This window comes from Enterovibrio norvegicus DSM 15893, assembly GCF_900115495.1.
GTDB lineage: Bacteria > Pseudomonadota > Gammaproteobacteria > Enterobacterales > Vibrionaceae > Enterovibrio > Enterovibrio norvegicus.
Genome location: NZ_FOWR01000023.1, coordinates 31,026 through 43,694 on the forward strand (window position 1 = coordinate 31,026; position 12,669 = coordinate 43,694).

The following is a 12,669-nucleotide window of genomic DNA, read 5'->3' on the forward strand; positions in this document are numbered from 1 at the left end:
CCTGTCTCTATGACGGCTTATGGCAGGGAAACTTCTGCCATAGCGTTTCAAACTGCCTTGAGAACGCAGTAACAAACCTGCGATCATCGGTAAGCGTAATATCTTCCTGATTATATTTGGAGGCACTGCGCGTCCAGTTAAAACTGCCGTTAATCAGTCTTTGTTCGTCAAATATCGCAAACTTATGGTGCATATGGTACTGAGTCGTATCAATTTTGACGGCAACGCCTTGTTCGGCGAGGTACTCTACGTCACTCCCTCTGTCGTACATCTTGTCGTTGTCCGTCACGATACGCACCTTAATCCCGCGCTTGTGAGCATCAAGAATATGCTTGGTCAAATCATTGTCTGCAATGGTAAACACACAAATATCGATGGAATGACGAGCGAGTTTTAGCTGTTCAATAATACCCGCAGCACACGTTCTCCCAGGCGAGAACCAACTCGTTGCTGTTTCCGTTGAACTCGCGCTTATGATGTTATCTAGCACTTTCACAACGCGTTCCAACCAACGCACAAGAGCTGCAGCATCGCCTTGGTTTGCGATTTCTTTCTGCACCAATTTGAAACTCAAATTACGCAGATAAGAACGGTCTTCATCGCTTAACACCGATTCAGCAAGCTCAGCTTGAAGCTCTCGGCGTTCATTGTCGTCTAAGCGGTAATCTTCAATCGAGGCTTCCAGCCACGCCGACCATTTTTGTCGATTCATTTAATTGCCTCCTTGGCTGTTACCGCCAAAGCGGGCAACATGTTGGTTCAGCATGGCGAGCTGTTGTACTACTTGTCCTGCACGGTCTTCGGAATCACCCATCATTTGTTGGCGTTGATATCCGTCAGTGATTTCCTGCCAACGTCCTTGTTGTTCCGGTGTCATATCACCACGCAGTTCAGCAAGTTTCAGCAGGTTTTCTTCCGTACCCGCCGCCAATGTCTGGGCTTCACCTTGATAGTGATCTTGCAGCATGGTGTTGAGTTCTTCATCGGTCATGACTGACGAGATTTTCTCGGCAAGTTTGTTCATGTTTCGATAAGAACCCTGCAGCTTAAACGGTGGCTCAACACGATACTGATCCGCCGTAGCGGCGGATTTGATGTACTGCTGATTCACCTTGAGCACGGTTTGCTGTGCCATCATCATTTTTTGCAGCGTAGAGACAATCTCATTGGATTCGGTCGCCGAATACGAATGGCTCATGTCACTCAGTGCAATGCTCTCCCCTTCTGCCATGCGAACAAAGCGGTAAAGGTCATTCAAGTCTCTGGTCGCTAGCGGTGCAAGTACAGAGTTCGACGTCAGAGAGTTCTCAATGAAGCTGAGTTCGAACGCTTGCTTCTGATCAGACAGCATGTCACCAAGGTTGTAGATATCTGCACGGTTCGACAACATATCGGGAATTCGGAACGCTTCACCGGTTTCGGTATACGGGTTACCCGCCATCACAACCGCAAACTTCTTGCCACGCATGTCATAGGTTTTGGTTTTGCCTTTCCACGTACCTTCAATGCGACGTGTTCCATCACACAGTGAAATGAATTTCTGAAGAAATTCAGGGTGGGTGTGCTGAATATCATCAAGATACAAGAGCACGTTGTTACCCATTTCAAAGGCGAGGTTAATTTTTTCGATTTCGCGCGCGGCGTTTTGATCAGGCGCATCAGCAGGATCAAGTGAGGTGGCTTGGTGCCCAATGGACGGGCCATTGATCTTCATAAACACCAAGCCAAGCTTGTGTGCTACGTATTCGATCAAGGTGGTTTTACCGTAACCCGGCGGCGAAATCAGTAGCAGCATCCCCATCAAATCGGTGCGTTTCTTATCACCCATGGTGCCCATCTGTTTGGCAAAATTATCGCCAATCAATGGCAGATAGCTTTCGCTGATGAGTTTGTTTCGAACAAAGGATGTGAGAGGACGAGGTTTGAATTCCCCGAGTCGGAAATCATCTTTCGCGGTATTAAGGAGCTCTGTGCGTTGATTGAGGTAAGCATCAAACTGCGGAACCACCGCAGTTCGGTGATGCTCGTTACGCTGGATAAAATCATCTAACACCAGCGTTAACTGACCTTTTTCAATGCGATCATGCTCACCCAATAAGCCGTCAATGCTGCAAAGCAGCGAGAAGTCGACACTGCCGATAGAGAAATTAGAACATGATTTCAACACAGTGATGGTCGCGGCTTCCAAAACAAACGCTTCGCCATACTGCTTACGAGACGTATAAGCAGTCAACCATTGTTTGTGATCAGCAAACGCTGTTTCAATGACTTCATCAGCTTGATGCCAACCCAGACTGCGACGAAACTGAAGGTAGTCTTCACAAAGCGTTAGGGCATCCTGACTGACTTCAATGTTGAGTTCACTCTGACCCAGTAAGTTCACCAGATACTCTGCAGCCTCATTCGCTTGTTCAGCCTCGAGTAACGCCACCAGCTGAGTTTGCAACAGTTGATAAGCCTCTGACGAATTCAAATGTTCACGCAATAGCTGCGCATTGATGGCTTGTTGACGATAATGTTCCACTATTTGGCTATCTTGAGCGAGCAACCACAGCAACGCAGAGGAACGGGCTGATTGGCTGAATCGTAGCAATCCCGCTTGCTGGTAGATAGGTAACACTTTGTCCAAAATACGAATGGCATCGTTGTCGTGAATACCTTTCACATAACCTTCTTTGTAGCGAGGTGCAGCGAATTTTTGTATGCACTCACTCAACAAGCCTTCTTTTTGATCAGCGTAGAGCTTATCGAGACTCAACCCATCGGTATTGAGTTCAGCACCGTGCAGGATCAAGTACGCCAAATATTCTGCGCGATACACGTCTTCACTTTCTGATGCCACATCCAAACGGGACATAGATTGGAGCGTTAGGAAGGTTTCATCTTCAACAGATTGGTAAAAATCCGTACCCGAAATGTGGGTAGACAATTGACCGTCATGATCAACAAGACTGAGATCAAGCGGCTGTTGATTTACACTAAAACGGTGCTTACCAAGACGAAGGACTTTACCTCCCTGCTCGAAGATATCCTGATTGTCACGCAGCGAACGCAAAGACTGATCTTGCAGTGATTTGATTTTTGAATCGACACTGTCAGCCTTCACGCTGTCACCCAATTCTCGAATCGTTGTCGACAGTTGATGCAGTTTCAGCACCATTGCATCTGTTGCGAAGTAGCTGTTAAGCCCCGCCACATCATCAAAGCGTTCCACGCGCTTTTCGATGCTCGACATGGTGACGTTAGCAGCTTGCAGAAGGTTCTGAATACGACGCTGTTGAGCCGCAATCAATTGCTGTTTGTGGTTATCGAGCGTTGATTGAATTTCATCTCGTTTGGCATAAATTTCAGCGAGAAACTGGTCAAAGTCAGCAAAACGAGATTCAAGCTTGTCCAATTGACCAACCAGTTTCGCTAGCTGATTGTCACAGTCGTCAGGACTTGTTGCCTGCTCCATCGCACTGCTAACAGATTGACTAAGCAACTTAAACTGCGCACTGAATTCAGCTTGCGCTTCTTCACTTTGAAGGCCTTTAGACTTACCACGAAGTTTCGCGGAGACAGTATTGAGCATTGACGACACTTCCGTCGTCAAATCTAAAATCCGTGTCGCTTGTGTCGGGTCATCCGTTTCAATGTCCGTGACTTCTTCCGTCACCAATTGAAGTTCGCTTCTTAGCGTTTCAACCTGATCTTGCAGGATCTGAATTTCAGCGGTTTTATCCACCTCTTCAAGCTGCGTTTCAATGGTCTGGATTTGCTTTTTAAAAGGCAGGTAAGCCTTTTCATCCTGCAGAAGGTTTAGCAACTGCAGATTCAGACTTTCGCGCTGCTCCTGAAGTGTTTCCAGTAAGGTATCAATCCGCTCTTCATCAATGTAATGCTGCTGACGCAGCGCCATCACTGCACCCACCTGCCCTTTCACTTCTGAAAGCAAGGTAAGCAAAGTGTTGGCTTGTTCTTTCGGTGCAAGTTTGATCTTTCCGATCAGGTCAGAAACGATCCTGTTCTGATCTTCAATACTTTGTGCAGCATGACTTTGAAGCTGCTGAACCTTGGCGAATTCATCGATGATTTTGTCCGCCGTGCCCATCAGTTCGCCAATGGCATCTCCCATGCCTAACGCGTATTCGTGGCCGAGCCAGGTGTAATGATCAAGCGTTGATTGACATTGCTTGAGAAGCATTTCAAACGCCGCCTGCGTCACCTCCTCTGTCTGTGCTAATTGGCAAATTGACAAAACAGACGATAAGGCGCGAACCAGTTCAGTATTGCCAAGATTAAATAACGGGCTGCTGCCATCACCTTTGGCATTTTCGAGGGCATAGTATTCTGGCGTTGAAAACGGCGTATCCCAAATACGCAAAGGGTGGATAGTGGAGGCTTCCGCATTTTCAGACAATTGAAAAACAAGGAAGCGTCCATCGGGATAAAGGCTATAACCATGGCTTTCCATGGGTGCTTCGAACTTTTTCTCAATCAGGTTATAAGTGAAGGCAATGTAGTAACCGTCCACCGCATTGAAGAAGAAATACAGAATGTCTTCACCGTTGGGTGAAATTACTTTTTGGAAGAATTTGAGATTATTGGCAGGAAAATCGAACTGTTTGCTTTCACCATTGGCGAGCACATAGCCGTTTGCGTAAAGCACACCATGATCTTCAGGCAAGGATTTTGCGCTTTCACGCAGCGCATCTGCGCGTGTCACGGATTGATTAAGTGGGTTGTAAAGAAAGTAGCGGCTATGTTTTTCGCGGTTTGGCTTCACCCGCAATGCAATCAACTCGCCAATAAAGGCATAGTCGATTTGCGCATCGGCAATACTCTGATGTGCATCTTCCACATCTTCGCGATAAATGCCTTTTCCTTCTGAGGTGTTGTCTTCAACCTTGATGGTCAAATCCCCACCCACACACTCAACGAATAGCTTATCTCGAATAGACACATGCGGATGCTCACCCAACACATGATCTTCACGCGTCGTAGCTATCCAATCAAAATCATGCTGTGTCGCGCTTTCGAGCGGTGCATGACCGTAAGAGTCCATGTACTCGGCGGAATTGGCATTCAACTGGAAGCGAAACACCTTACGGTCTTCGGGTCGGCTGCCAATTTGAAACGCGATATAAAGAATACTCTCCTGACGCGAGATTTGAGATAAACGTGCGTCCCGGTAATAGGTAAACAACTCGGTAAACTCATGCACGAAGCGCGCATCATTCAAGAAGCTGTTTTCTAACGTTAAAGACTCGACACGAAACGTACCTTCATTTTCATGAAGTTGATAAAGGCCAAACACATCATCCAATGATGGTGCTGCCTTCATACCTACCTGTACGTGGTAACCAAACAACAATTGTTGGTTTACCTGCGCCATATCGATGGGAATACATTTGGCATCAGTTTGTACATTGGCTTTACCAATCAGCGAGAGCTCTTGGCCGCCAAATACGTCCTGACGTTGATGATTGAAAGACTGAGAAAGGGTTTTTAGCTGGTTGCCCTGTTGGGACAGGCGGGATTTGAGAACCTCGTACGCACCGCCTTCACTCACAGCTTGTTGAGTCGTCTCTGACATAATAATACCTATCAATCCCGCCTCATAAGAAGCGGGATTCTGCGAGAAGAAATGAAGGGTTATTTATCGTCTGATGACGGTTCCATTGAGCTTTGAATTTTCTTTAAGAGCTCAGTTGCCCCACCTTGCGAGTTCAACAAACTTGCTAACGCAACATTGCTCAAGTCACTGCTTTTCAGTTCAGTGTTCTCCAAAATAGCTTTCAAATCTTCTGGTAGGCTTCGGTTTCCATCCACATACTCGGACACCAATGGGTTCAGCACTTTCGATTGCTCAAATTTGGCATCAATTGCAGAGGCATCCATGATAGTACGGCGAATCTGTTCCATACCTTCACCACCAAACAGACGGATATCAGCTTTTGACAGTGCCTCTGCCAATGCTTTCGCGTTTTCACTGACCACGGTTTTCTGTGCATCAATGCGCGCGATTTCCAGATCTTTATCTTGTTGCAGTTGCATCACCCACTTATCGTGGTCGCGCGTATGCTCATCGTATTGTTGCGCCGCTTCAAAGCGTGCAGTTTGTGCTTCTGCTTCTGCCAAGCCCTTAGCACGAAGTGCCTGCGCTTCTGCTTCACCTGCACTTTGCATGGCAAACGCTTCTGCCTCGCCAGTTTCTTTAATGGCCTGAGCGCGCTCACGATCCACTTCGACTTCAGCAAGACCCGTTGCACTGATCATTTCTTTCTCAGCATGTGCCATACGCTCTTTGGCTGCGGCTTCACGTTCTTTCGCCACATAGCCCGCTTCTGCACGTTTGGTCGTGACAATATGCTCCGCTTCCGCTTCGCGTGTCTTCACGGCTAGGTCATTTTCCGCATCACGGGTTTTCACTTTAAGTTCGGCTTCATTTTCAATCAGCAAACGCTCTGCACGTTCTTTTGCTGCATCTTTCTCAGCGCGAGCACCAACCAATAATTCAAGCTGCGCGGCTTCTGCAGCCGCTTCTGCTTCAATCATCTTCACGCGTTTTTCACGGCCTACACGCTCATTAACACGAAGGTTTTCAGTCTCTTCCTCTTCACGCGCAATTTTACGTTCAATTTCAACACGCTGAGAGCGTGTTTCGGAAACAGCTTTGAGCGCTTCTTCAACCGTTGTCTCTTTCTGCATTTCACGCTCAGCCACTTCCGTCGCTGTACGTACTTTTTCTGTTTCAACAGAACGGGTCAGCTCTTCTTGCTGAATAGCCACTTGGCGCTGATTGGCGATACGGGTCATTTCAACTTCCATTTCCACGCTTTCACGCTTCTTGGACACTTCTTCTTCCGTTTCTAATTTCGCCAACTCAGTGACGCGCAAATACTCCTGTCGCTTCTCAGCCGCTAGCGCTTCTTCTTGCGCGGTAATAATGTCAACTTCACGTTGAGTACGCGCAATACTCTCTTTTTCTTGCTTATCTAACTGCAGACGGTTTGCTTCCGCTTCAACGTTTTTCTTCTTCATCGTTGTGCGTTCATCCTGACGGATAGCATTCGTTTCTGTGTTCTTTTGAGCAGTAATTGCTGAGATTTTACGAATACCTTCAACATCAAGAATGTTATCCGGGCTATGAGCATCCAGCGCGGTTTGGTCAACTTTATCGATAACCACATCGTAGATTTTGAAACCATCCATTTCGCTGCCGATAACTTCAACAACCGCATCACGGAACGCACGGCGATTGGTGAGCAATTCTTCAAACTCAAATTGCTTTACCGCCGTTTTCAATGCTTCTGAAAATTTAGGTTGGAAGTGTTCTTTTAAACGTTCAAGATTCGAGGCTTCATGTGCTGTGAAGAGTTTGGCTACACGAACAATGTCTTCTTCTTCATGATTTACACCGATATAAAAATCAACTCTTAAGTCCGCTCGGATGTTGTCTCGGCAGTGAAGACCTTCATACTCTTCGCCTTCCTGATCTTTACGACCACTGCGTACAACAGAGATTTTCTTACGCGTAATGTCCATGTATTCGAATCGGTTAACAATCGGCCACACAAACGTACCAGTTAACGAAGCGCGTGTACGGTGAAGTCCGTTCACAATAAGTGCGTCACCCTCACCACGTACTTTTTTATAACGAGAGGTGAGAAAAACCATGACGATAAGGAAAACGCTGATGCCAATGCCGATAAAAATGATGCTAGGGGAAATTTCCATTTCCAACTCCTGATTTATAGTCCGTTATGCTTTCGCTACCACGTAGCGATTTGAAGTGTCATCTTTGAAGACGATGACCACTTCTTCTCCGTATTGAATCGTGCTTTCGTCTTGGAGCATGACATCAAGTAAGAACTCATTACCTTGATGCAATACCACGACTTCCCCTCTTTCTTTGTTAACGACGTTGCTGTGAACCCGCGCTTTCAGACCAATATAGTCAACCTGAGCAAACGCCTTTTTACGGTCGAACAATGGCGCGAGTGGCTTTAACAACAACGCAGATATTGCAAGGGAGAGGTAAGCAACGATTGGGATTGATACGAGATCAATCAAAAGGTTTGTAACACCTGAAAACAGGTTGTTATTCACTTGCGCGGAGTAGAACGATATGACGGTTGCGATAAAGCACGATACGCACAACGCAACCATAAGAGGGACTTTGGATAACACCTGAGGCAATAACAACCCTGCGCCAGGAATATTATCAAGGTCAAAAATGTCAAGATCAGCCGTGAAGCCTTCCACCACATTAAAAACCAGATCTACGAGCATAATGAGGAAAAACACTACAAACGGAATGAAAAATACGCTTGTAGGAAATGCCATCAGCATACCCAGGAACTCACCAACTGCCATATAACGTTACTCTAAACAAAATTTTATATTTTATCGTTGTTTTGATGTCTAAACTTTTTACAACGGTATCCAGACTAACTGAGAATGCTCAGGTTTAAACCCATGAGGCAGGCTTATATGATTGGGTTCAAAGAAATAATTCGGGAAATTCTTATACAAGACAGAGGCTCGGGCTTTTAGCCAGTGCATACAAAATGAGACAGCAATGAGGGTGTTATACGCTGTTGCAGTGATGGGGTCGCGTTTAACATCAGTTATACGCTAGAAAAAAACAAGCCCAGCTTTTCTTCTAGGGCTTGGAATGGCAGCACAGGAGAGTACGCGCCACTCTTTAGCCTTCATCTTTCTGTTTCTTGTTTTTCTACAAGCCAGAAACGAGAAAACCCGAGCATTTCTGCTCGGGTTTCAAATTTGGCGGTGAGTGAGAGATTCGAACTCTCGATACGTTGCCGTATACACACTTTCCAGGCGTGCTCCTTCAGCCACTCGGACAACTCACCGTTTTGTTGTTGAGTGCTTGTCTCAACGAGGCGGTACTATATAGGGCTGGTATATAAAGTCAATTCTTTCACAGGCTCTCAGTGACTGTTCGATGAAAATACCGCCAACTCATCGGGTAAATTGCAATAATGACGCCCGAAAGCGTCATTATGAGGTCGTTGCGTTGATGCTTGTGGCCACTAATTAGGAAGGTAGTATTTCGACCACCCTTCGCTCACCACACCTTTGTCGATCAACCTTTGTACTGTGCTCCGCGTCATTCCCATGCCTTCCAGAATACGTCGGCTTGATGTACCGAACCTTTCTGTTGGTGCAAGGGAGAGAATTTGCCCGCAGGTTGGTCGAATTGCATAGTGGTCAACCATGGTGGTGACATGACCGCTTGGGTGCTCGTCATACACAGAGAACGCGTACGTTCCAAGGTCGATGCCGACTTTGCCATCTTGCCTGCGGGTATAGTGTTCACGTAACCACTCGATGCTCTTGATGTCGGCAATCGCAACATCCAGTGACTGAAAAGTACTCGCCCAGACATCACTGGTGTTTGTTGCCATCATGCGTGAGATCAATTCAGTCTGTTGAGTGTCATCCATCGAAGACAACCCCGCAAAACCTGACACACTTTCAATCTTCTCAAGGTCTTTTTCCGTGGCATCCAAATACACCCAACCATCTTGCGTTTTATAGATATGTGATAGCGCATTGTACCCCAGTGCTTGTCTACCGGATGGCTCATCAAATGGCGCACGATCTTTATAATCGTAACTGTATTTGATTTGCGCGAGGTTGGTGGTCGACGAAAGCGAGGTTCTCGCACGCAGTGCTTCACCCGTATGCTCGCGGTGATAAAGTGCAACCGCGATGCTTAGCCCACCCGCAAAACCACAGTTCACATCCAGCGTACCAATATGCGCGTGTTCTTCCGGTGTTTGTTCGCCACCGAAACGGCTCATGATGCCACTGTTTGCTTGAATGATATCGTCGTAGCCAATGTAATCGGTTTTCTCGCCGCGCTTAGGCCCGCCGAGACAATCGAGACGGCAGAAAATCACATCAGGGTTGATTGATTTCAAGCGCTCATCGCTCAGACCCAAGGCTTCGACCTGGCGCTCTGGCGCATTAATCACAACGACATCGCTGTCTTTCACCAACTGCTCAAAAATCACCTTTCCTTCGTCAGTCAGCATGTCCATTAAGAGGCTGCTTTTGCCGATGTTGGTTTGATAGCTAAACAACACCCCAATCAGCGGATCGTACATCGCCGTCGTTGGATCGAGTTTGGTGACTTCTGCGCCAAACCTGCCAAGGAATGCGGTGGAATGTGGCCCTGCGATGACATTGGTTAGATCCAGAATACGCACGCCTTTGAGCCATAGGTTATCCGACGGCGCAGCCATTGCTAAAGGTGCTGAAGGTGCTGAAGAATACGCTGGGCGTTCTGAAAAGTACTGCGCTGCTTCGCTAACATCACTGATTTTTCGTGGTGCCAATTCACACATTGCATCCGCGCACTCTTCAAACCAAACGAGAGGCCCGGGTTGTTTCATTTCACCATAGATAGGGTCGTCCACCGTGACAATCAAACCGCTTTGATCGCAGTGTTCACTGTTTACCCATTCTTGTGTGGTTCTGTGTGGCGCACCCGGTATGCCATTTTCCCCGAACAGTCTGCCCCACTCTTCTGACGTTTTTGTTAAAAAGACAGCTTTCATCTTTTCAGCAATTTTTCCTGCCCAATTGGAAGGCAGCGGGTAAACACCTATAGAGGTTTCGCCTGACCACTCCGCAATCGGCACGTAGAGGTCATCGACTTCAGGTAACCCCTCTTCCAGCAGCTCGTCGAAAATGCCCAACAAGGTTAGACAACGTTTTGCATGGTTACGGTGTGACGGACACACAACATAGAAAAAGCGCCCATCGAGACATTCATAAGTACGAAAAAAGGGATCGAGAAACTCCTGTAAGTCGTCATAACTCACGTTCATCTCAAGGCCTTCATCATGACGGCGGGCGATTTCATGTTGGCGCATCGTGAGATAACGATCCGGCATATCCTCTATCACAATAGAGTTATAAGAGAGGCCCTCCATTAAGGCTGACGCGACAGGCACTTCAATGTGGTCACCCCGTCCGTGTTTTTCTCGCGCAAACAATGCCAACGCAAGTGAGCTCGCTGAGAGTGTGGTTGCATAGGCCGATCCCAACGCCAAGGGAGAAAAGCTGGGATTGCACCCCATCAACACCCGGTTATAACCCATATCAGTAAACACACCGGATGTAGCCGCGATAATGGCCTCTGTCGCCTTCCATTCTTTTCGTAAAGAATCGTTCGATGCGAAACCGGGAATGGATAGCGTGATGAGTCTTGGGTCTTCAGCGCGAAGGCGATCGAAATCGATACCCAATTTCGTCAGACGCCCTGGACGGAAGTTTTCAATAATGATGTCAGCAGATGCACACAAAGAAAGCGCTTGAGCTAACCCTTCGTCATCTTTCAAATCCAATTCAATACACAGCTTATTTCGATTAAGCACCGCATTGGCGGGATCTTTCCAAAATGCGCCTTCCGCGGGATCAATGTGGATCACATTGGCCCCCAAATCAGCAAGGATCATTGCAACGGCTGGCCCTGCGATGTATTGGCCGAAGTCCACGACATTCACACCGTAAAGTGGCAATGTATTTCTCATTTATTCCAACTCCTGTCCAAAGAGGTATATCCATGAAATGAGAAAGTCCCTTTATAAAGAAAGGGAGCTTCATTGCGACCGATATTAATTTGGCGTTTATTTATTCACCATTAATAAAAATTAGGCCTAAGCGTTAAATAAATTAATGGCTCATACAATTAATTATATAAATCAAGAAATAGCTTGTTTGACTGATCCTTTTCAACCTCGGTCAATAACCAATCAATAAATGCTTGCGCGTGTGGATGGAGGGCTTTTGATTTAGAGCTCACCAAATAAAATGCTTCTTGCGTCGTCACTTTGGTATCAAATAAACGGACCAGCTTTCCTTCATCGATGTATCTTTCGACCAAACTGCTCCTACCGAGTGCTATCCCGCCATGATTGACCGCCACTTCTAACGCATTAACCAAGGTATCGAACTGACTACCACGATCAAACTCTGCATAGGGTAACCCCATGCGTGTGAACCAGTGTCCCCAGCCATCTTCGTAGCCAATGACATGAATTAATTTTTGTCTCAACAAATCACTAGGAGAGAACGCCGTATCCAATGTTGCAGCAAACGTCGGGCTACAAACAGGGTAAAGTACATCCCATGTAAGACGGTGTGCTTCTAAGTGTGCCCATTTGCCTTTACCGTGGGTAACCTCAACATCAAAATTGTTTGAATTTTCACGGTTATTCACCCATATATTACTGGTAATTCTTAGGTTTATGTTTGGATTGTTGTCTGAAAACGTCTGAAGTCTAGGGGCTAGCCAATGGATGAAAAACACCAAGTTCACCCGAACATTAAGCAGCTTTGACCGTCCTTGACCAAACAACTCCTCGGTGATTTCAGACAGTTTTTCAATCGCCTCATGCACCACAGGAAGATAAGCAGCGCCCGCTTCTGTTAACTCAAGCCCCCGCGGAAGACGCACAAACAACGTTGTGCCTAATTGACTTTCCAGCCCCTTGATCTGCTGGCTGATAGCCGCTTGGGTAATGTGCAGTTCTTGGGATGCATGGGTGAAGCTCAAGTGCCTTGCTGCGGCTTCGAAAGAACGAAGCCAATTCAGAGGCGGTAATCTCTTTTTCATCGCTATTTTCCTGATGTGTTTCTTGTCGAATG

General features: G+C 46.8%; 6 protein-coding genes and 1 tRNA gene. All 7 read right to left on the reverse strand.

Going from position 1 to position 12,669, the window contains the following annotated elements:
• Positions 1-7: 7 nt before the first annotated feature.
• The 7 genes from BM082_RS15045 to gcvA all read right to left on the reverse strand — a co-directional run bounded on the left by BM082_RS15045 (position 8) and on the right by gcvA (position 12,637).
• Complete coding sequence (locus tag BM082_RS15045) at positions 8-712, reverse strand: phospholipase D-like domain-containing protein (RefSeq protein WP_017013946.1); 705 nt, start codon at positions 710-712, stop codon at positions 8-10.
• Positions 713-5,578 carry a DNA repair ATPase gene (locus BM082_RS15050; protein ID WP_074927556.1) on the reverse strand — a complete coding sequence of 1,622 codons (4,866 nt, stop codon included), beginning with the start codon at positions 5,576-5,578 and terminating at the stop codon, positions 713-715.
• Between the two features lie 59 nt (positions 5,579-5,637).
• Positions 5,638-7,722: a flotillin family protein gene (locus tag BM082_RS15055; protein WP_017008235.1), complete on the reverse strand. Its 2,085-nt coding sequence runs from the start codon at positions 7,720-7,722 to the stop codon at positions 5,638-5,640.
• Between the two features lie 24 nt (positions 7,723-7,746).
• Positions 7,747-8,331, reverse strand: coding sequence for a DUF1449 domain-containing protein (locus BM082_RS15060; RefSeq protein ID WP_229491831.1), 585 nt, complete (start codon positions 8,329-8,331; stop codon positions 7,747-7,749).
• Between the two features lie 442 nt (positions 8,332-8,773).
• Positions 8,774-8,861 (reverse strand) — tRNA-Ser (locus BM082_RS15065).
• A 180-nt stretch (positions 8,862-9,041) separates the two neighbouring features.
• On the reverse strand, positions 9,042-11,552 hold the full coding sequence (locus tag BM082_RS15070; protein ID WP_017013949.1) for a CoA transferase: 2,511 nt from the start codon (positions 11,550-11,552) through the stop codon (positions 9,042-9,044).
• 158 nt (positions 11,553-11,710) lie between these two features.
• Positions 11,711-12,637 carry a transcriptional regulator GcvA gene (gene gcvA, locus BM082_RS15075; protein WP_074927559.1) on the reverse strand — a complete coding sequence of 309 codons (927 nt, stop codon included), beginning with the start codon at positions 12,635-12,637 and terminating at the stop codon, positions 11,711-11,713.
• Positions 12,638-12,669: the final 32 nt, after the last annotated feature.